14 protein-coding genes are annotated in these 20,493 nt (G+C 66.8%); 8 read left to right on the top strand and 6 right to left on the bottom strand.

Features of this window, described 5'->3' with window-relative positions:
- Positions 1-28 precede the first annotated feature (28 nt).
- Positions 29-628, bottom strand: a complete 600-nt coding sequence (locus AC1RDJ_RS17105) for a transglutaminase-like domain-containing protein (RefSeq protein WP_071322953.1) — start codon at positions 626-628, stop codon at positions 29-31.
- Positions 629-892: 264 nt separating this feature from the next.
- Between AC1RDJ_RS17105 and AC1RDJ_RS17110 the strand changes: the two genes are divergently transcribed.
- The 3 genes from AC1RDJ_RS17110 to AC1RDJ_RS17120 are packed head-to-tail and all read left to right on the top strand — an operon-like array spanning position 893 to position 6,125.
- Positions 893-1,480, top strand: coding sequence for a DUF2760 domain-containing protein (locus AC1RDJ_RS17110; protein WP_071322952.1), 588 nt, complete (start codon positions 893-895; stop codon positions 1,478-1,480).
- A complete protein-coding gene (locus AC1RDJ_RS17115; RefSeq protein WP_289885920.1) occupies positions 1,477-3,345 on the top strand; it encodes an Hsp70 family protein in 1,869 nt (622 codons plus the stop codon). Before AC1RDJ_RS17110 ends, AC1RDJ_RS17115 begins: the two co-directional genes overlap by 4 nt.
- Positions 3,346-3,350: 5 nt before the next feature.
- Positions 3,351-6,125: an Hsp70 family protein gene (locus tag AC1RDJ_RS17120; RefSeq protein WP_493028218.1), complete on the top strand. Its 2,775-nt coding sequence runs from the start codon at positions 3,351-3,353 to the stop codon at positions 6,123-6,125.
- 35 nt (positions 6,126-6,160) lie between these two features.
- Here AC1RDJ_RS17120 and AC1RDJ_RS17125 read toward each other — a convergent pair whose 3' ends face one another.
- The 4 genes from AC1RDJ_RS17125 to AC1RDJ_RS17140 form a co-directional block, all read right to left on the bottom strand.
- Positions 6,161-6,559, bottom strand: coding sequence for a GFA family protein (locus tag AC1RDJ_RS17125; RefSeq protein WP_493028219.1), 399 nt, complete (start codon positions 6,557-6,559; stop codon positions 6,161-6,163).
- Between the two features lie 64 nt (positions 6,560-6,623).
- Positions 6,624-8,165 carry a CHASE2 domain-containing protein gene (locus AC1RDJ_RS17130; RefSeq protein ID WP_493028220.1) on the bottom strand — a complete coding sequence of 514 codons (1,542 nt, stop codon included), beginning with the start codon at positions 8,163-8,165 and terminating at the stop codon, positions 6,624-6,626.
- 155 nt (positions 8,166-8,320) lie between these two features.
- Positions 8,321-9,652: a serine hydrolase domain-containing protein gene (locus AC1RDJ_RS17135; protein WP_493028221.1), complete on the bottom strand. Its 1,332-nt coding sequence runs from the start codon at positions 9,650-9,652 to the stop codon at positions 8,321-8,323.
- A 26-nt stretch (positions 9,653-9,678) separates the two neighbouring features.
- Positions 9,679-11,175, bottom strand: coding sequence for an alginate export family protein (locus AC1RDJ_RS17140; protein ID WP_083411700.1), 1,497 nt, complete (start codon positions 11,173-11,175; stop codon positions 9,679-9,681).
- A gap of 214 nt (positions 11,176-11,389) precedes the next feature.
- Between AC1RDJ_RS17140 and AC1RDJ_RS17145 the strand changes: the two genes are divergently transcribed.
- Together AC1RDJ_RS17145 and AC1RDJ_RS17150 are read left to right on the top strand one after the other, a co-directional pair.
- Positions 11,390-12,532, top strand: coding sequence for a sigma-54-dependent Fis family transcriptional regulator (locus AC1RDJ_RS17145; RefSeq protein ID WP_071322947.1), 1,143 nt, complete (start codon positions 11,390-11,392; stop codon positions 12,530-12,532).
- Positions 12,533-12,676: 144 nt separating this feature from the next.
- On the top strand, positions 12,677-14,485 hold the full coding sequence (locus AC1RDJ_RS17150; protein WP_493028222.1) for an NAD(P)-binding domain-containing protein: 1,809 nt from the start codon (positions 12,677-12,679) through the stop codon (positions 14,483-14,485).
- A 538-nt stretch (positions 14,486-15,023) separates the two neighbouring features.
- Here AC1RDJ_RS17150 and AC1RDJ_RS17155 read toward each other — a convergent pair.
- Positions 15,024-15,590 (bottom strand): YceI family protein, encoded by a 567-nt coding sequence (locus AC1RDJ_RS17155; protein WP_071322945.1) that lies wholly within the window; start codon positions 15,588-15,590, stop codon positions 15,024-15,026.
- Between the two features lie 321 nt (positions 15,591-15,911).
- On the opposite strand from AC1RDJ_RS17155, the gene AC1RDJ_RS17160 reads away from it, so the two are divergent.
- The 3 genes from AC1RDJ_RS17160 (at position 15,912) to AC1RDJ_RS17170 (ending at position 20,465) form a co-directional block, all read left to right on the top strand.
- A complete protein-coding gene (locus tag AC1RDJ_RS17160) occupies positions 15,912-16,439 on the top strand; it encodes a sigma-70 family RNA polymerase sigma factor (protein ID WP_083412113.1) in 528 nt (175 codons plus the stop codon).
- Entirely contained in the window at positions 16,436-17,440 is a 1,005-nt protein-coding gene (locus tag AC1RDJ_RS17165; protein ID WP_493028223.1) for a FecR family protein, read from the top strand. The genes AC1RDJ_RS17160 and AC1RDJ_RS17165 overlap by 4 nt, the downstream gene beginning before the upstream one ends.
- Positions 17,441-17,540: 100 nt before the next feature.
- The gene (locus AC1RDJ_RS17170; protein WP_493028224.1) at positions 17,541-20,465 is read left to right on the top strand and encodes a TonB-dependent receptor; all 2,925 of its coding nucleotides are present in this window, start codon (positions 17,541-17,543) and stop codon (positions 20,463-20,465) included.
- Positions 20,466-20,493: the final 28 nt, after the last annotated feature.

Here is a 20,493-nt window from a genome sequence, read left to right on the forward strand (position 1 = left end):
CTTTCTTTAGATTATTTTTACTTTTGCATTATTTCGGCAGCATCTGCAGATCGGGCAAGTGCGCGGCCACGTCGTGCACGGTGGCGTGCCGTGTCAGCGCGGCCACCACTTGCGGCAACGGTTCCGGCCAGATTTCGGGCAAGTCGCGCTCCTCGGCCGCCAGCACGGGAAAAGCCAGCTGCTCGCGCGGCGGCACGAAGGCGGCGTCGACGCCCGGCTTGTTGCCGCGCGCATCGATGCGGTACCAGCCGAAATCCTGCAGATACACGGCGTTCAAGCCATGCAGGCAAAACGGCGGCCCCACCTCGCCGACGGCCAGGCGCTGGTAGCACAGGCCGGCAGGAATGCCATTGGCGCGCAGCAGCGCGGCCAGCAGGTGGCTCTTCGCATAACAATAGCCGGTGCCATGCTGCAAGACGTCGGAAGCGCGGCAGGTGACGGGATTGCGCTGGTAATCCCAGCTGTGGGCTATCTCGTCGCGCACGAATTCAAAGCAGCGGCGCGCGATGGCGGCGTCGCCTGTCGCGCCGGCGGCCAGCGCGGCCGCCCTGGCGCGCACGGCGGGGTGGTCGCTGTCGATCTGCGTGCTGCTCGCCAGATACAGGGAAAAGTCGGAATGCATGGCCATCGTATATACAAGGTAAGCCGAGAGAATGCGCGATTTTAGTCGAAGCCGTGCCGAATCTGCCGTTTCCTTGCGCAAAAACAAAGGAAAGGCACGCCATCGGCCGGCTTTGCGGGGGCCGGCGACTTTGGCGCCGGCGCCGTAGCTGGTATCATGCGGGCAAACGCCAGCCGGTCCGACACGCAAGATGGGCCGGCGCATGCAACACCATGCGAAGCGGCCCCGCGCCGCCGACGCCTCCCCTACAGATCAGAGAAACGAGTTCCTATGAGCGCATCATCGTCCCACCCATCGTTCTGGCGCAGAGTCCCGCTGGCTTTCGGCGCCTTCTTCAGCACCCTGTCGGACGCCGCCTATGCGGCCCGCGTGGAAAAGCTGTCCTTGCCCGAGGCTGCACCTGTCGCGCCGGTGCCCCCTGCGCCCGCCCCGGCTCCCGTGCCGACGCCAGCGGCCGCCCCCGTCATATTAAAAGAAGCGACGCCGGACGCCGCCCTGCAGCTGCTGGCCCTGCTGCAACGCGAAGCGCGCCTGATCGACTTCACCCAGGAAAACCTGGGCAGCCATGCCGACGCCGACATCGGCGCGGCCGCGCGCGTGGTGCACGAAGGCTGCGCCAAGGTCATGCGCGAATATTTCACCATCGACGCCGTGCGCCAGGAAGCCGAAGGCAGCCGCATCGTGCTGCAGGAAGGCTTTGACTCGGCCAGCGTGCGCCTGACGGGCAATGTCGTCGGTTCGGCGCCGTTTACGGGCACCCTCAGCCATCGCGGCTGGCGCGCGTCCAGCGTGCGCCTGCCGAAACTGAGCGAGCAGCACGACGCCGCCATCCTGGCCCCGGCCGAGGTGGAACTGTGAGCGATCAAGCCAACAACACCCCGCGCTACGCCATCGGCATCGACCTGGGCACCACCCACAGCGCCCTGTCGTACGTGAACCTGGATGAAAGCGACGGCGAGCAGTCCAGCCACGGCGTGCTGAAAGTGCCGCAATTGTCGGCGCCGGGCACCGTCGAAGAGCTGTCGCTGCTGCCGTCGTTCGTCTACCTGCCGCACGCCGAGGAAGTGGCGGCCGGCGACCTGGCACTGCCCTGGGTCACCGAGGCAGCGGAAGCGCCGTTCGTCGTCGGTGAAATGGCCCGCAGCCGCGGCGCCACCACGCCGATCCGTCTGGTCTCGAGCGCGAAGAGCTGGCTGTGCCACCCGGGCGTGGACCGCCGCGCGGCGATTTTGCCGAACGACGCGCCGGCCGAAGTGGCGCGCATCTCGCCGATCACGGCCGCCACGCGCTACCTGACGCACTTGCGCCAGGCCTGGGACACGGCCCACCCACAAGCGCCGTTCGCCGAGCAGGAAATCACCGTGACGATTCCGGCATCGTTCGATCCGGCCGCGCGCGAGCTGACGATGGAGGCGGCGCAGGCGGCCGGCTACACGGCATTGACCCTGCTGGAAGAGCCGCAGGCGGCCCTGTACAGCTGGATCCAGACCAGCGAAGGCCGCTGGCGCAAGGAAGTCAAGCCGGGCGACATCATTCTGGTCGTCGACGTGGGCGGCGGCACCAGCGACTTTTCGCTGATCGCCGTACTGGAGCGCGACGGCGTGCTGGAACCGCACCGCGTCGCCGTCGGCGAGCATATCCTGCTCGGTGGCGACAATATGGACCTGGCCCTGGCCCACCTGGTGGCGCGCAAGCTCGCCGCCAACGGCACCCAGCTCGATGCCTGGCAAATGCGCGCGCTGACCTATGGCTGCCGCAGCGCCAAGGAAAGCCTGCTGGCCGACAGCGGCATGGAAACGGCGCCCATCGTCGTGCCGAGCCGCGGCTCGAAACTGATCGGCGGCTCCATCCGCACGGAGCTGACGCGCGCCGAAGTGTCCACCTTCATCCTCGACGGCTTCTTCCCGCAGGTGGAGGCGTCGAGCCGCCCTGCCGTGCGCACGCGCGCCGGCCTGACGCAACTGGGTCTGCCATATGCCCAGGACGCGGCCATCACGCGCCACCTGGCCGCCTTCCTGGGCCGGCAAGTGGCGGCCACCAGCGAGCTGGAAGGCTTCGCCGGCCGCCAGACGCAGGACGCCAGCTTCCTGCACCCGACGGCCGTGCTGTTCAACGGCGGCGTCTTCAAGTCCGACCTGCTGGCGCAGCGCATCATGGCCACCGTCAACGACTGGCTGTACATGGAGGGCGCGGAACCGGCACGCATGCTGGCCGGCGCCGACCTGGACCTGGCCGTGGCGCGCGGCGCCGCGTATTACAGCTACGTGCGGCGCGGCCATGGCGTGCGCATCCGCGGCGGCACGGCCAGCGCGTTCTACGTGGCCATCGAATCGGCCATGCCGGCCATCCCCGGCATGGAACCGCCGATCCAGGCCCTGTGCGTGGCGCCGTTCGGCATGGAAGAAGGCAGCGAGCTGGAACTGCCGGGCCAGCAATTCGGCCTGGTGGTGGGCGAGCCCGTGCACTTCCGCTTCTTCGCCTCCTCCACGCGGCGCAACGACCAGATCGGCGACTTGCTGGACTTCTGGGGTCCCGATGAATTGCAGGAGCTGAGCGAAATCCAGGCCACCCTGTCCGCCGAAGGCCGGTCGGCCGGCGACGTGGTGCAGGTCAGACTACACGCACGCGTGACGGAAGCGGGCACCCTGGAACTGCTGGCCGTCTCCCTTGACGGCGCCGAGCGCTGGAAGGTGGAATTCGACGTGCGCGGCACGCCGCAATAAGCGCCATGGGCAGCGCTGCGGGCAAGCCGGCCTTCCTGGTCGGCATCGACCTGGGCACCACCAATACGGTGGTCGCCTATGCCGCTACGGCCGAAGCCGGCAATGCGCAGGCAGGCATCCACCTGTTCGCCATCGAACAGCTGCTGGCCCCCGGCGAAGTGGGCGCACGCCCCCTGCTGCCCTCCGTGCGCTACCACCCTGCCGCCGGCGAACTGGCGGCGGGCGACTTGCCGCTGCCGTGGCCGCAGGACGATGTCGCCGACGCTGTGCAGCCCGTGCTGGGCGCCCTGGCGCGCCAGCTCGGCGCGCAGGTACCGGGCCGGCTGGTCACCAGCGCCAAGAGCTGGCTGTCGCATGCGAATGTCGACCGCCAGGCGCCCATCCTGCCGTGGGGCGCGCAAGCGGATGTGCCGAAAATCTCACCCGTGGCCGCCAGCGCCAGCTACCTGGCCTACGTGCGCGCCGCGTGGAATCACCGCTTCCCGCACGCTCCGCTGGAAGGGCAGGAACTGGTGCTGACCATTCCCGCCTCGTTCGACGAGGGTGCGCGCGCACTCACACTGGAAGCCGCGCGCATGGCGGGGCTGCCGACCCTGCGCCTGGTGGAAGAACCGCAGGCGGCCTTCTATGATTTCCTGCAGCGCCGGCGCGCCACCCTGCGCGAGGACCTGGCCGATACGCGCCGCATTTTAGTCTGCGACGTGGGCGGCGGCACCACGGATTTCAGCCTGATCGACGTGGCCTTCGGCGACGATGGCGCGCCGCAGCTCACGCGCAGCAGCGTGGGCAACCATCTGATCCTCGGCGGCGACAATATGGACCTGGCGCTGGCCCACCTGGTGGAAACGCGCATGGCGGCCGGCATGGAAGGCGGCATGAAGCTGTCCGCCGCGCGCCTGTCGCAGCTGATGGAGCGCTGCCGCGCCGCCAAGGAGCTGCTGCTCTCGAACGATGCGCCCGGCAGCGCCACCGTCACCCTGCTGGGCGCCGGCTCGCGCCTGATCGGCGGCAGCCGCTCCGCCGACGTCACGCGCGAAGAAGTGGCGGCCATGGTGGTCGACGGCTTCTTCCCGCTCGTCGATGCGGGCGACGTCGCGAAAAAGGGCCGCGCCGGCATCGTCGAATTCGGCCTGCCCTACGCGCAGGATGCGGCCATCACGCGCCACCTGGCCAGCTTTTTACAGCAGCATGCGGGTGCACTGCCCGATACCCTGCTGCTGAACGGCGGCGTGTTCCGCGCCGATGCGCTGGCGCGCCGCCTGGCCGAGACGCTGGCGCACTGGCGCGGCGCGCCCCTCACCCTGCTGCACAACGACAACCCCGACGTGGCCGTGGCGCGCGGCGCCGTCGCCTACGCGCTGGCCCGCCGCGGCCAGGCGCCGCGCATCGGCGGCGGTTCGCCGCGCAGCTACTTCCTCGTGCTGGGCGAGGCGGGCAAGGACCACCGCGCCGTCTGCATCCTGCCGCGCGGCAGCGCCAGCGGCGAGGAAATCCGCCTGACGCAGCGCCTGTTCGCGCTGCGCCTGGGCCGCCCCGTGCGCTTCCACCTGGCCACTTCCCTCGCCGAAGCGGGTACGCCGCCCAGGCTGGGCGACATCGTCGACCTGGGCGAAGGCGACTACCTGCGCCTGCCGCCGCTGGCCAGCGTGCTGCATGCCAAAGACGGCAGCAATGACAAGCGCGAAATCACCGTGCAACTGGCCACCGTCATGACGGAGGTGGGCACGCTGGAAGTCCATTGCGTGGCCGCAGCCGATGCCAGCGACCGCTGGCTGCTGGAATTCCAGTTGCGCGGCGGCGATGAGCCGGAAACGGAAGCATCCACGGTCTCGCCGCGCATCAAGGAAGCCATCGAAAAGATCGAGCGCATCTTTGGCGGCAAGGCGCAAAAGGTCGAGAGCAAGGAAGTGCGCCAGCTGCGCCAGCACCTGGAACAGGGACTCGGCGGACGCGAAAGCTGGGACACGCCGCTGCTGCGCCAGCTGTTCGACGCCTTGCTGCAACGCGCGCGTGGCCGGCGGCGCTCCGCCGAACATGAGCGGGTCTGGCTGAACCTGGCCGGCTACTGCCTGCGTCCCGGCTATGGCGATGCGCTCGACCCATGGCGCATCGAGCAGCTGTGGGCCATGTTCGACACGGGCGTGCAGCACCACAAGGATAACCAGGTGTGCGCCGAATGGTGGACACTGTGGCGCCGCGTGGCCGGCGGCTTGAGCACGGAGCAGCAACTGCGCCTGCTCGACGATTTCGCCTTCAACCTGCAAGCCGATGCGGCCCAGCGCGGCAGCCGCCCCGTCACCCTGGTGAACGGCAGCGACGACGATATGCTGCGCCTGGGCGCGTCGCTCGAGCGCATCCCCGGCGCCTACAAGGCGGAAGTGGGCGCCTGGCTGCTGAAACGCCTGGACAAGGCCGGCACAGCCGACACGAACACCCTGTGGGCGCTGGCCAGGGTCGGCGCGCGCCAGCCCTTCCATGGCAGCGCGCACGAAGTGGTCGACAGCGCCACCGTGGCCGACTGGCTGGCCGCGCTGCTGGCACTGGACTGGAAAAAGACCGAGCCGGCTGCCTTTGCCGCCACCCACCTGGCGCGCATGACGGGCGACCGCTCGCGCGACATCGCCGACGGGCTGCGCGCCACCATCCTCGCCCGCCTGAAAGCCGTCGGCGCCCCGCCCCTGTGGCAGGCGATGGTCAGCGAAGTCACGCAGCTCGATGAAGCGAATACCAAACGCATGCTGGGCGAGGCGCTGCCGCCGGGCTTGAAGCTGATCGCCTGAACACGCTTCATGCACCGTGCCGGGATCAAAGCGGCTTAGCCGGCGTCGCGCGACGCCTGATAGCGCGGCAATCCATCGGCCAGCCTGACCCACGCCACTTGCGAGGCGGTATGGATATGGCTTTGCGGCGGCAGCCGCTCCGGTTCGTCGAGGCTGCAAGTGGTCAGGTCGACCTCGTCCGGGTAGCGCTTATCTTCGAACGTCAGCTGCGTGCCGCAGCGCGGACAGAAGCTGCGCTTGCCATGCACGCTGGAAGCATACGACCGGGCCTGCCCCTGCAGCCAGCGCAGGTTCGCGCGCGGCACGCTGAACCAGGCGACAAACGGCGCGCCAGAGGCGCGGCGGCACATCGAGCAATGGCAGGCGCTTTCATGGAAGGCGCCCGTGCCCGCTTCGTAGCGCACGTCGCCGCATAAACATCCTCCGCTCAGCATGGCATCCTCCGGCAAGCTGGAAAAGCACCCAGTTTAGCGTCGCTGCGACGCCATACGGTTTGCGCTAGATCACGGCCACCACCAACAGCAGCACCGCCAGCGGCGCCTGCACCAGCACGATGCCGGGGTGCGTGCGGCGCAGCTGGGCCCAGACGGACAGGCCCGGCACTTCCTCGTGCGGGTGGTGCGCTTCGTCGCGCAGCGACATCGCGTGCAGGAACATGCCGGCGATGAGCGGCCCGGGGTTGACCCACCAGCCCTGCTCGAGCAAGCCGCGCGACAGATAGATTGCCAGCGCGCCGATGGCAAACGGCGAAGCCCACACCAGCACCAGTATCAGGCGGATGCCATAAAATTCCAGCAAGGTGCCCATGCGGTGCAGGCGGCTGAAGTCGTGGTCGGCCATGCGCTCGTCGATGGCCAGTTCGGCCCTGCCATACAGGGTCCACAAGCCGCCGAACAGGCAGCCCAGCAGCACGCCGATCACGATGTCGACCGCGAACACCACGTATTTGTTCACGTCGGCCGTGCCGATGCCCAGCGAGGTATAGGCGGCCGCGTGCAGGTGCAGGCCGGCCTGCTCGCCTTCGGCCGTCGTATAGCGGTCGCGTACGTCGTAGCTGGCGCCGATGAACAGCACCTGCTTGCGCGGCGCGTCCTGCGCCACGCCGGCCTTGCCGTCGACGAGCCGCACGCCGGCGCGCGTGGGGTCGAGGAACGCGGGCGCCATGGCGGTCGGATGGAATGGCGCGGTGACGGCATTCTGTTCGGCCGCATCCTTGGCGTCGCCGTGGATGACCGGTTCGAAGGCCCAGCGCGCCAACTCCTTTTCGCTGCCCGTGCGCCGCGCCAGCTGGCACACGCGGCCGGCCAGGCGGTAGCCTTCCTTTTGCTCGGACAGCGCGGCCGGCATGGGCTGGTTCTGCTCCTGCTGGCGCATGCCGTGCGCCAGTTCGAAGGCCACGGCCGCCAGCACGGGACTTTTCAGTTCGATGCGCGTGACGGCGCCCATGCGTTCGCGGATGCGCGGACTGGCGAAATGCACGCCGGCCGCGCAGCGCGCGCGTAGCCACGGCAGGTTCGCATTCTGGTCCGATTGCTCGGGCAGGATCAGCACCAGCTGCCGGCCATCGGCGGCCAGCCGGTCGAGCAGGCGGTCCAGCGGCCGCTCGCCTGCCTTGTGCTGCTCGTAGACGGCCGGCGCCAGGTCCAGGTCGATGGCCAGCACGCGCGCGCCGCGCTGCGCCACGCTGGCCAGCAACTGCTCCAGGCGCGCCCGCTCCAGCGGTTCGCGCTCGTCGAATACCTGTTCAAACGCGGGCTGGTCGATTTCGATGATGCCGGGCCGGTAGGCGGCGCCGGGATCGCGGCCCTTGTGCAGCAGCGGCGCCTGTTCCGCGCTGGCGCGCAGCATGGCCGCATCGAGCCATTCGAGCACGTGGAAGCCTTCCAGCGCCAGCATCAGCGAGGCGATCAGGCTGGCGCCGATCACGTGGTGCAGCAAGTGGGTGCCCGTCAGCTTGAACGCCGAACCGAGCTGGGAAAATGGCCACAGCAAGCGCCGCCGGAGCGGCGGGCGCGGGTGGTCTGGCTGGCTGGTTTCCACGATGCGCTCCCCCGTCTGTCGCCGCCAGCATATATTTCAGGCAACAATTGATAACAAAAGGAATATAGTATGGCAATTATGTCCAGGCTGCCGCACGGCTGGCGCGCTGCCGGTGCAGTGGCCCGCGCGCGGACCACCCGGCATGGCGGCCAACCCTATTTCGGCTTGGCCAGCAGCAGCCTGCCCAGCGCTTCGAAGGCCGGCGTGGTGGTCGGGTCGTTGGCCGCGTTGGCCGCCGTCGGCGTGGAGGCGAAACGCACGATCACCATTTCCGCTTTCGGGTCGATGTAGATGCGCTGTCCATACACGCCGCGCGCCATGTAGGCGCCGTGGTCGTTATGCGTGACCCACCACATGTCGCGGTAGCTCCAGCCTTTCAGCAAGTCGTAGCCGCCCTTGGCGAACAGCTGCTTGTCGCCGCCACGGCGGATGTCGGCAACCGCCGCCTTCGGGATGATTTGCTGGCCGTTGTAGCGGCCATCGTTGCGCAGCATTTCGCCAAAGCGTGCCAGGTCGCGCAAGCCCGCGCTCAAGCCGCCGCCGGCGAACGGCGTGCCGGTCGAATCGACAGACATGTAGGCATCCTGCTCGGCACCCAGCTTCTTCCAGATATGTTCGGACAGGTAGTCGTTGACGTTCTGTCCCGTGACGCGCGCGATGATCCAGCCCAGCACGTCGGAATTGACCGTGCGGTAGCCGAAGCCCTCGCCATGCCTGCCCTCGTGCTGCACGGTTTGCAGGTACTCGAAATAGCTGCGCGGCCCCGTGTAGTCCTTCGGCTTGGGCAGCGGGTTGCCGGCCGCCGCATGCTTCCATACCTCGGCGTTCGGATCGGCATAGTCTTCGCTGAATTTCAGGCCCGTGGTCATGTCCAGCACCTGGCGCACGGTGGCGTCGCCAAACGCCGACTTGCCCAATTCCGGTATGTAGTCGGCCACTTTCTTGCCGGGATCGAGCTTGCCTTCGGCCACCAACGCGGCGCCCATGGTGCCCATCACGGATTTCGTCACCGACATGGCGCCATGCTGGCCGCTGTCCTTCAACACGCCCAGGTAGCGTTCATACACGATGCGGCCGCGGTGCAGCACCACGATGCCATCCGTGTAATTGGCGCCCAGCGACTGCTCCCACGTCATCGTGTCCTTCGCCCCCAGGGGCGTGAAGCGCAGGCTGTCGATATCGCTGCGCAACGCGCGCTGCAGGGGCTGCGGCGCGCCCAGGCCGCGCGACACCTCCACCGTCGGCATCAGCTGGCGGAAGTGCGAGACGCTCCAGCGCAGCTGCGGGAAAGTGAAATAGCTGCCGTCGTCGAAGCGGATGATCTTGTCGGCCGGCGGCGGCGAACCCACCATCCATTTCAACGCTGCCGGATCGCTGGCGGCGGCCGACAGCGGCGCTCCCGCCGTCTCGGCCGCCTGGACGCCGGCTGCCAGCGCCAGGCAGGCTGCGGCCAGGGCCAGGCGTTTCATGCTGGGAAAATCGTTCATGTGATGCTCTCCTTGATAGACAATACTTAATACACCCATACGACATTCGCCAGCCAGCCCGTCCAGGTCCTGGCCTGGCCGTTCACCAGCTGCTTGACGCCGGACTGCGCGAACGAGGCGCTGAAACCCAGGGTCAGGTAGGTATTCGGATTGACGACGCGCACGTACTTGACGAAGACATCGTTGGCCAGCATGGGACGCAGCACGCCCGCTATCACCACCGGCGCATCACCCGGCACGTCGAGGCGCGTGGCCTGGCCGAACTGCAGCGGACTGCCCATCCGGTTGGCGCGCACCTGGGCCAGGTAAGCGGTCACGGTGTCCTTCGGTGTCGGGTGCAACTCGATCGTCGCCTGCAAGGCATTCACGTTGGAGTTGACGAAGACCCAGGTGGCCTTGCTGCCCGAGGCCCAGGCGCCAGGCGTGCCTTCGAAGAACAGCGGATCGAAGCGCTCGTTGCGCGCCGTGTGCGGATCGTCGCCGGAAAAGCTCTGGTAGCCCAGGGTGAACTTCGGTGTCCATGCCACGTCGGGCAGCGAAAAGCCCCCTTCCGTGCGCCAGCCCCAGGCCCGCAGCGGTTCGCGCGTATTCCATTCGCGCGCGGCGTCGATGCCGAACCAGCCTTTCGACAGCACGGCGGGCAGCACGGGAACGCGCGCGTAGCCATACACGAATTGCAGGTCCTTGCGGCCGTCAGGCACCGCCAGCGGCGCGCCGATGCCGCCCGGCGCCGCCTGCGGATACGCGGCGCGCGAATGCGGCACCTTGCCATACGCGATGCCGGCCTTGCGGTCGTTCGCGGGGGCGTAACTGAGGTCGACGCCCACCACGCGCGTGCCCGAATCGTTGTCGGGGTTTTCATTCGGGTCGAGATAAAACGCCTGGGCGCTGTAGGCATCCTGGCTCACCTTGGCCACCACGGAATTCTGGAAGGCCTTGCGCGGCCCCAGTTTCAGCGCCCCGCGGTCAAAGCCGTTCGAGCCGCCATTGGCGATCAGCATGCCGGTGCCGAGCGTGAAATTCTGCGCGCCGGCCGACAGGTCGATGAGCGCGCCGGCGCCGCCGAGCGGCATCCGGATGCCGGCGACGAATTCCTCGATCGAGATGCGGCCCGTATCGCCGGCGCCGAAAGGATCGTGGCGCAGAGTGCCTGAGCCGACGGCCGAGACGCGCGCATACAGCTGCTTGCCGTCGCCAAGGTTGCGCTTGAAGCCGAGCGCCGGCTTGGCATAGAACTCGTACCAGTAGGGATGGAAATCGAAGTCCGGATTGCGCGCCGGCGTGTTCGACAGCTTCCAGAACAAATTGCTTTCGCCAGCGATCTGCACGCCCGCTTCCACGGAACGCGTCACTTGCCAGTCGGCGCCGATGGCCGGTTCGACGGCGGCGCGCCGGGCCACTTCCTTTTCCATGCTGCTCAGGCCATCGGGATCGAGCTGGCCGGCGGCGCCGCAGGCAGCGCTCCATCCCAGCAGGGCCACGGCGACAGCACGCCGCCTCCCGCACATCGCTTGCGTTGCCATAAAGATCCCTTGCGATAGCTGACTGTCTATTGCTGCGGATGTTATCAGAGATGCTCTTTTTTATTGTTGTAAAGCATCCTATCGTGCGGCGCGGCGCCGCTGAGACGAACGTCTCGCGGCGCTCCCATGCTGCACTGCGGCATGCATGCGCCTGCGCTTCGTGCTACAAACTCCCATCGCCATCAAAACAGCAGCAGAGACACGGGAGAACGCCATGCCTTACGTCCGCCAGACCAGCCATATCGAGCGGGTGCGCGACCTGATCGCCGGCCGGATCGTCAATCCTGGCGCTGACACGGCCAGGCTGGCCTCCTCGTACCGCCGTTCGCTCGACGAGTACCGGCTCGATCCCGCCTCGACGACGGGGCCGCGCATCCTGACGGCCGCCGAACTGCGCGCCATCCAGCAATCCGAGGAAGGCTTCCTGCGCTCCACGGGCCACTGCCTGCCGCGCCTGCACGCCATGGTGCGCGAAGCCGGCTACTGCGTCATCCTGGCCAATGCGCGCGGCGTGACGATCGATTACGTGGTCGACACGCACCAGCGCAAGGATTTCAAGAAGGCGGGCCTGTATCCCGGCTCATGCTGGTCGGAAGACGAGGAAGGCACGTGCGGCATCGCGTCCGTGCTGCTCGACCGCGAAGCCATCACCGTGCACAAGACCGACCATTTCCGCGCCGCGTTCACGGGACTGACCTGCAGCGCCGCACCGATCTTTTCGCCGCACGGGGAATTGATCGGCGTGCTCGATGCCTCGGCGCTGACTTCCCCCGACGCGCGCGACAGCCAGCGCCTGGTCAAGCAGCTGGTGCGCCAGAGCGCCACCCTGATCGAGGACGGTTTTTTCATCAAGTCCTACGCCCATTGCTGCATCCTGCTGGCGCACCGCAACCGCCACTTCGTGGAAGTGCAGCCCGAGATGCTGATCGCCGTCGATGAGCATGGCGACATCGTTGCCGCCAACCGCTGCGCGCGCGACCTCATCGCCGGCCTGGACACCCTGCCCCGTCCCGTCGGCGAGGTGCTCGAAGTGCGCGCCGAGCGCCTGTTCGACGCGCGCGCGGGACACAACCTGCTGTCGCTGCGCCTGGCTGGCGGCAGTGCCTGGCTGCATGCGCGCGTGCGCGCGCCGCTACGCCAGGGCAGCCTGCGCACGCGCGCCAGACGCGAGGCGCCGGCAACGCAAGACGTGGTGGCGCACACGGCGCTGGAACTGGCCGAGCGCACGCGCATCGTCAACGCCATGAGCGCCGCCAAATGGCGCCCGCTGCAGGCGGCGGCCATGCTGGGCGTCTCGCGCGCCACCCTGTACCGGCGCATCAAGCAGCTGAAAATCGTGCCGCCGCACCGGCAATAGCAGCTCAATAAAAGCTGAGATTTCCGTCTCAGGCGCCGCCATGCTGCGCTGCAGGATGCGGCGCCAAAACGCCAGTGTTACAACATCGTCAGCGGCAGCACAGCCGCATCCCATCATAAAGTCAGCAGACTTGGAGGAGACACGATGCATACCGATAACACCCCGCACGACCTGGCCGTGGCCGGCATCCTGGAACAGCTCGAAGGCGCGCTGCGCGCCAGCGACAGCACGGGTGCCGCCCGGCTGTTCGAGGAAGACGGCTACTGGCGCGACCTGGTGCTATTTACCTGGAACCTGAAGACCCTGGAAGGCCGCGAGCAGATCGCCGCCATGCTGGCCGCCCAGCTGGGCGCCGTACAGCCCGTGAACATCAGCATCGCCGACGGCGAACATGCGGTGGAGGCCGGCGGCGTGCTGCAATGCTGGATCACGGTGGAAACGGGCGTGGGACGCGGCACGGGCTTCATCCGCATCCGCGACGGCAAGGTCTGGACCCTGCTCACCACCATGAGCGAATTGAAGGGCTTTGAGGAAGCCAGGGGGGGCCGCCGCCCCATGGGCGCCGAACATGGCGCGCGCACGAACCGCAGCAGCTGGCTGGAACACCGCGAGCAGGAGGCGAAGGAACTCGGTTACGCACGCCAGCCCTACTGCGTCATCATCGGCGGCGGCCAGGGCGGCATCGCGCTCGGCGCGCGCCTGCGCCAGCTCAATGTCCCCACCATCATCATCGAGAAAAACGCCCGTCCCGGCGACAGCTGGCGCAAGCGCTACAAGTCGCTGTGCCTGCACGACCCCGTCTGGTACGACCACATGCCCTACATCCCCTTCCCCGACAACTGGCCCGTCTTCACGCCGAAGGACAAGGTCGGCGACTGGCTGGAAATGTACACCAAGGTGATGGAGCTCAATTACTGGGGCTCGACTTCATGCGCATCGGCCAGCTTCGACGAAGCTGCCGGCGAGTGGACGGTGCAGGTGCTGCGCGACGGCCAGCCCGTCACCCTGAAGCCGAAGCAGCTGGTGCTGGCCACGGGCATGTCGGGCAAGGCGAATATGCCGACATTCAAGGGCATGGACGTGTTCCAGGGCGAGCAGCAGCATTCGTCGCAGCATCCGGGGCCGGACGCGTACGTGGGCAAGAAGGTGGTGGTGGTCGGCGCGAACAATTCCGCGCACGACATCTGCGCCGCCCTGTGGGAAGCGGGCGTGGACGTGACCATGGTGCAGCGCTCGTCGACGCACATCGTCAAGTCCGACTCGCTGATGGAACTGGCCCTGGGCGAGCTGTATTCGGAACGCGCGCTGGCGGCCGGCATGACGACGGCCAAGGCCGACCTGACGTTTGCCTCGATCCCGTACAAGCTGCTGGCCGACTTCCAGAAGCCCGTCTTCCAGGCCATCCGCGAGCGCGATGCGGACTTCTACGCGCGCCTGGCGGAACGGGGGTTCATGCTCGATTTTGGCGACGACGATTCGGGCCTGTTCATGAAATACCTGCGGCGCGGCTCCGGCTACTACATCGACGTGGGCGCCTCGGAGCTGGTCGCCGAGGGCAAGATCAAGCTGAAAAGCGGCGTCGGCGTGCAGGAGCTGAAAGCGCACTCCATCGTGCTGTCCGACGGCACGGAGCTGCCGGCCGACCTGGTGGTGTACGCCACCGGCTACGGCTCCATGAATGGCTGGGCGGCCGACCTGATCTCGCCCGCAGTGGCGAACAAGGTGGGCAAGGTATGGGGCCTCGGCTCGGCCACGACGAAGGACCCGGGGCCGTGGGAGGGCGAGCAGCGCAATATGTGGAAACCCACGCAGCAGCAGGCGCTGTGGTTCCACGGTGGCAACCTGCATCAGTCGCGCCACTATTCGCAATACCTGTCGCTGCAGCTGAAGGCGCGCATGGAGGGACTGGCTACGCCCGTGTATGGGCAGCAGGAGGTGCATCACCTGGCGTGATCATCTTGCATGCCTGGCGCATGTCGGTGCATGTCGGATTACGCGTGGCCTTGCCGCGCTGATCCGACCTACCCGGACAAAAAAAGCGGCGGGCCCTGGACCGCCGCCACTTGTGATACCTGCCCAACCGCGTAGGTCGGATTAGCGCGGGACGCGCGTAATCCGACACATTGTTGGCGGCGCATGTCGGATCACGCGTGGCCTTGCCGCGCTGATCCGACCTACCCGGACAAAAAAAGCGGCGGGCCCTGGACCGCCGCTACTTGTGATACCCGCCAAACCGCGTAGGTCGGATTAGCGCGGGACGCGCGTAATCCGACACATTGTTGGCGGCGCATGTCGGAGTACGCGTGGCTTTGCCGCGCTGATTTGACCTGCTATCGAAAAAAAAGGCGGCGGACCGAAGTCCGCCGCCTTTTACCATTACTGATCGGTAGTGGCGATCAATCACCACCAGAGTAACGTCTGACAAAATCGTAGCGAGCGGCGATGATTTGTGGCCGAGAAGCGCGACGCCCGGCAGATTTTGTCACACGGCTTACTGTTTGATCGCTTCGATGGCAAACGTCAGGGTCACGTCATCGCTGACGGCTGGCGCATATTTGCCGGCGTTGAATTCCGAGCGCTTGATCTTGGCCGTGGCGTTGGCGCCGCAGGCGTCTTTTTTCAGCATCGGGTGCGGTGCGCAGGTAAACGAGGTGACGGTCAGGGTCACTGGCTTGGTCACGCCTTTCAGGGTCAGGTTGCCTTCGACGGAGGCCAGCTTGTCGCCGTCGAAATTGAACTTGGTCGACTTGTAGGTGGCGACGGGGTATTTGGCCGTATCGAGGAAGTCCTCGCCCTGGATGTGCGAGTTGAACAAGGTCGAACCCGTGTCCACGGACTTGGTGTCGATCAGCACTTCGACGGCGCCCGTCTTGGCGTCGCGGTCCAGCGTGACCTTGCCGGTGGTGTTGTTGAAGCGGCTTTGCTGCGTCGAGAAGCCCATGTGGGTGTACTCGAAACGGGGGAAGGTGTGGCTGCCATCGATGACATAGACTTCCGGAGCGGCAAAGGCGGACAGGGAGAAGCCGGCGGCGGCGATAAAAGCGAGCAGTTTTTTCATTGTGAATTCCTGATAGGGAGTGGTGGATGTCAAAACCGCAACCGGCTGCAGGCAGGCGATGCATGCGGCGAGTTGTCTGGCTTCAGTTGCAACAGATTATGCATGGCATGAAGATCGATGTAAAACGGAAAATTTGCCTAGTTAGTATCGAAAAAATCGATAATAACGGCCATTGTGTCCGCGACAGCGCCTTCTGCTGCCGATTATTGTCCGCATTGGCAAAAATATCCAGCGTTATCCAAATCATCAGATGAGAATGATTCTTGTTATTATTTGATGGGCTTGTTATCATGGCGCGCTTTGATCACGGGGAAACGCGCGGTGCTTGAACGCTATTACCAGGAATTGCTGCGCCTGATTTCGCGCTCCACGGGCTGCCGCGACAAGGCGCAGGACGTGGTGCAGGAAGCCTATGCCCGCATCCTGGCGCGCAAGACGGCCCCGGGCGCACCGGCGCTGCGCGCCGGCATGGCGCCCGACAGCGGCCAGCGCGCCCTGCTCTACGTGACGGCAAAAAACATCGCCATCGACGAGCAGCGCCTGCACCAGCGCCGGCCGCATGACGATATCGACGCAGACCACTTGCAGCTGCGCGCGCCGCGCGCCGACGAGCCCGAGCAACGGCTGCACGACCGGCAAACCATGGAGCGTCTGCTGGCCATCATCGATGCCTTGCCGCCGCGCTGCCGCCAGGCCTTCGCGCTGTACAAATTCGATGGCCTGAGCCAGATCGAGATCGCCGCCCAGATGGGCATCTCCGTCAACATGGTGGAAAAACATATTATCAACGGCATGCTCGCCTGTAAAAAAGGCTTGCCCGACCGCGTGACTGGAAAAGACAGCGCATGACACAGACCACTCCCACGGCAGACGAAATCGACTTCCAGGCCGCCCAATGGCTGCTGCGCCACGATGACGGCCTGGCCGCGCACGAACTGGCGGCGCTGCGGCAATGGCTGCAGGCCGACGCGCGCCACCAGCAGGCCTGGGACGCCCTGGTCCGCACCGATGCCCTGCTGGCCGGCCTGCCCGCACAGCGCGTGGCCGCCTTCAGCCAGCCCGCCCGGCCCGCGCCGGCGCCGACATCGCTGCTGCGGCGCCTCGCCGGCTTGCGCCTGGCCGCCAGCAGCCTGCCGCGCGGCGCGCTGGCCGGCGGCTGCCTGCTGCTGTGCGGCTTGCTGGCGTGGCCGCTGGCCGGCCATTTGCAGCGGCCCGGTTTCCAGCATGACTACAGCACGGCGCGCGGCCAGTTCGCCACGCAAATCCTGCCCGACGGCAGCCGCATCGAACTCGATAGCGGCAGCGCCGTCGACGTGGCCCTGTACCGCGACCGGCGCAGCGTGCGCCTGCTGCGCGGCCAGGCCATGTTCCATGTGCACGCCGATGCGGCGCGCCCGTTCCAGGTGCTGGCCGGCACCGCCACGGCGACCGTGCTGGGCACGCATTTTTCCGTGCGCCACGTGGGTACCGCCACGCAGGTCAGCGTGGCGCAGGGCAGCGTGCGCGTGGAAGGTGACAGCGGCGCGCCAGCCGCCGTGCTGCAGGCGGGCGACACGGTCACCGTCACGCCGCAGGGCATGAAAGCGCTGGCCAGGGTCAGCGCGCAAGCCGTGGGCAACTGGCGTACAGGGCGCCTCGATTTCGAGGACGCCACCCTGGCCGAGGCACTGGCCGAATTCGAGCGCTATGGCGATTCGGGCCTCGTGCTCGACGACCCGGCGCTGGCGGACCTGCGCCTGAATGGCAGCTTCGACGCGCTGCAGCCGGCGCAATTTGCCGCCGCCCTGCCGCTGGCCCTGCCCGTGCGCCTGCGGCGTGACGGCGGCAAGCTGCACATCGTCGCCCGCTGATTTTCCATATGCCGCGAAATAAAAGCATGGCGCACGTCAGGGTAAATGATACTCATTCGTTTTAACTATGAATGATTCACCACGTCACCATAGGAAAAACATGCACACGACTATGCCTCGCCCTCCCTTGCACGCCCGCCTGTCTCCCCTGTTCCTGGCCATCGGCCTGGCCTTCGCCATGCCCGCCAGCCACGCCGCCACGGCGGCCCCCGCCGCAGTCGTGGAGTGGCAGATTCCCGCGCAACCGTTGAGCCGCGCGCTGAATGAACTGGCGCGCCAGGCCGGCATGGTGCTGCTGGCCGACGCCCGCCTCACGCAGGGCCGGCAAAGCGCGCCGCTGCAGGGCCGCCATTCGCTGCCCGATGCGCTGCGCCAGCTGCTGGCCGGCAGCGGCCTGCAGGCGCAGCTGCAAGGCGGCACCACCATCATCATCAGCGCACCCGCGCCCATCGCCGCCGGCGCAGTGCAGATCGGCACCCTGCGCGTGAATGGCCAGGGCGGCAGCGGCATGTTCGAGGCGGACGATACGGATCCGGCCGACCTGCCCTACACCACGCCGGCCGCCTCCGTGTACATCGGGCGCGAGCAGATCGAGCGCTTCCGCGGCACTTCGCCGGCCGACATCTTCAAGGGCGTGGCCGGCGTGCAGGTGGGCGACAGCCGCAACAGCGGCGCCGTCGACGTCAACGTGCGCGGCATGCAGGGCCAGGGCCGCGTGCCCGTGCTGATCGACGGCAGCCTGCAATCGTCGACCGTTTACCGCGGCTACGCGGGCATCGCCGACCGCAGCTACATCGACCCTGACCTGATCAGCGCCATCCGCATCGACAAGGGTCCGAACCTGTCGGCGCAGGGCGCGGGCGCCATCGGCGGCATGGTCAGCATGCAGACCCTGCGTCCGGAAGACATCTTGCTGGCGGGCCAGCGCACGGGCGTGCGCCTGCGCGGCGGCATCCAGGACAACAGCGTCACGGCGCCCACGGATTTCGGCAGCGCGCCGCGCACGCACCGCAACAAGCTGGGCGACCCGCGCAGCGGCTTTGGCAGCATCGCCGTGGCCACGCGCCAGGACGATTACGACCTGGTGGCGGCAATCAGCCACCGCAGCATCGGCAATTATTTTTCCGGCACGCGCGGTTTCAAGCGCTACCAGTTGCCCAATGCATGGGGTGGCGACGATGGCGTGACGCAGTTCTTCAAGAAGGGCGACGAAGTGCTCAATACGGCCAATCGCACTACTTCGGCCCTGCTGAAGGCCAATCTGCGCCTGCCGCATGAACAGAAACTGGAGCTGGGCTACCGCTATTTCGACAGCAGCTATGGCGAGATCATGCCGTCGCAAATCTACCGCAACAGCACCGGCAGCATCCCGCAGTGGGACCCGAGCCAGGTGCGCACCAACGCGCTGACGGCGCGCTACGAGTGGAAACCCGAGGGCCAGCAGTGGATCGACCTGAAGGCCAACCTGTGGCTGACGGACATGCAGAGCAAGTCGCGCAACGGCGACATCTTCAGCAATCCGCTCGAAGGCAAGCCCAATCCGGGCGACCACGAATGCAAGAAATGCGTGGAAGTGCTGTACCTGGCAAAGAACCAGGCGCGCCGCGTCGGCGCGGACCTGACGAATACCTCGCGCTTCGCCACCGCCATGGGCGCGCTCAAGCTGGACTACGGCCTGTCGCTGCAGAACGAGGATATCGGCCCGGCCGACAGCGTGCGCATCCTCGATGACGACCTGAACGCCAATCACACGCTGCGCAACGGCAAGCGCCACGAGCAAAGCGCGTTCGCCTCGCTGCAGTGGCAGGCGCGCGACTGGCTGACCATCGACGCGGGCGGACGCTTCCAGCGCTTCGATACGCGCGACCGCAACCGCCGCGCCGAGCAGCAATACCAGCCGCAGGGCTGGCAATGGGTCACCATGTGGGACAAGCAAGGCGATCAGATTGGCGCCGCGAAATGGTACCAGGATGCGCAGGGCCAGTTCACGCCCGCCACCAATCCCGCGCTGGTGGGCGGCATGGTGGAAAACTATGGCGTCGAGCCGGCCCCGCTGGACATCTCGCAGGTGGATCAATGGAGCGGCAACGGCTATGTCTACCGCGACGCCATTCCCGGCCTGTTCAAGTACAGCAAGCCGATCCGCCGCCAGGATCACGGCTTTTCGCCCACTGTCGCCCTGACGGCGCGCCTGTCCGACAGCGTCAGCCTGTTCCTGCGCGACGCGCGCGGCTTGCGCATGCCCAGCCTGTACGAATCGACGATGGGCTTTTCGGCCACGTATTCGTCGCCGCTGCGGGCCGAACGCAGCCACAACCGCGAAATCGGCGTGAGCCTGGTCAAGGATGGCGTGTGGAGCGGTGCCGACAAGCTGCGCCTGCGCCTGTCCTACTTCGACAACGTCACGCATGGCTACATCACGCGCCGCCCGATACCCGACCTGCCGGCCTATGCGCAGAACTTCTCGATGGCGAACACGGACAAGTACAGCGTCTCGGGCGTCGAACTGCAGTCGTCGTACGACCGCGGCGCCGTGTTCGCCGATTTCTCCGGCACCTGGAACCGCAAGACGCTGATCTGCGACGCCGCCACGGCGGCCTATTTGCGCAAGGCCAGCAGCTGGAAATCCGATATCTGGAACACGCCCGACTGCTCGCCCATCGGCTTTAGCAGTTCCTACGTGAGCAACCATATCCAGCCCAAGCTGAGCGCCAACCTGACCCTGGGCACGCGCTGGCTGCAGGAAAAGCTCACGCTGGGCACACGCCTGACGCACGTCGGCCATCCGCTGGCGCGCCAGGACGACAAGGCCGTGTGGCAGTCATGGACGGGCACCTCGCCGCAGGTGCTGACGCAGGCCTATACCCTGGCCGACCTGTTCGCCAGCTACAAGATCACGCCCAACGCCACCGTCGACGTGGCGGTGGACAACCTGACGGATCGTTACTACCTCGATCCGCTGACCCTGAGCCTGATGCCGGGACCGGGCCGCACGGCGCGCGTCACCCTCGGCGTACGTTTCTGATTCGATTCATCCTTATAATAGAGAGCAG

The organism is Janthinobacterium sp. GW822-FHT07H10 (assembly GCF_058798675.1).

Coding starts and splice junctions, on each gene's coding strand:
- AC1RDJ_RS17105 (WP_071322953.1), bottom strand. CDS start 628: ATGGCCATGCATTCCGACTTTTCCCTGTATCTGGCGAGCAGCACGCAG.
- AC1RDJ_RS17110 (WP_071322952.1), top strand. CDS start 893: ATGAGCGCATCATCGTCCCACCCATCGTTCTGGCGCAGAGTCCCGCTG.
- AC1RDJ_RS17120 (WP_493028218.1), top strand. CDS start 3,351: ATGGGCAGCGCTGCGGGCAAGCCGGCCTTCCTGGTCGGCATCGACCTG.
- AC1RDJ_RS17125 (WP_493028219.1), bottom strand. CDS start 6,559: ATGCTGAGCGGAGGATGTTTATGCGGCGACGTGCGCTACGAAGCGGGC.
- AC1RDJ_RS17135 (WP_493028221.1), bottom strand. CDS start 9,652: ATGAACGATTTTCCCAGCATGAAACGCCTGGCCCTGGCCGCAGCCTGC.
- AC1RDJ_RS17140 (WP_083411700.1), bottom strand. CDS start 11,175: ATGGCAACGCAAGCGATGTGCGGGAGGCGGCGTGCTGTCGCCGTGGCC.
- AC1RDJ_RS17145 (WP_071322947.1), top strand. CDS start 11,390: ATGCCTTACGTCCGCCAGACCAGCCATATCGAGCGGGTGCGCGACCTG.
- AC1RDJ_RS17150 (WP_493028222.1), top strand. CDS start 12,677: ATGCATACCGATAACACCCCGCACGACCTGGCCGTGGCCGGCATCCTG.
- AC1RDJ_RS17155 (WP_071322945.1), bottom strand. CDS start 15,590: ATGAAAAAACTGCTCGCTTTTATCGCCGCCGCCGGCTTCTCCCTGTCC.
- AC1RDJ_RS17165 (WP_493028223.1), top strand. CDS start 16,436: ATGACACAGACCACTCCCACGGCAGACGAAATCGACTTCCAGGCCGCC.
- AC1RDJ_RS17170 (WP_493028224.1), top strand. CDS start 17,541: ATGCACACGACTATGCCTCGCCCTCCCTTGCACGCCCGCCTGTCTCCC.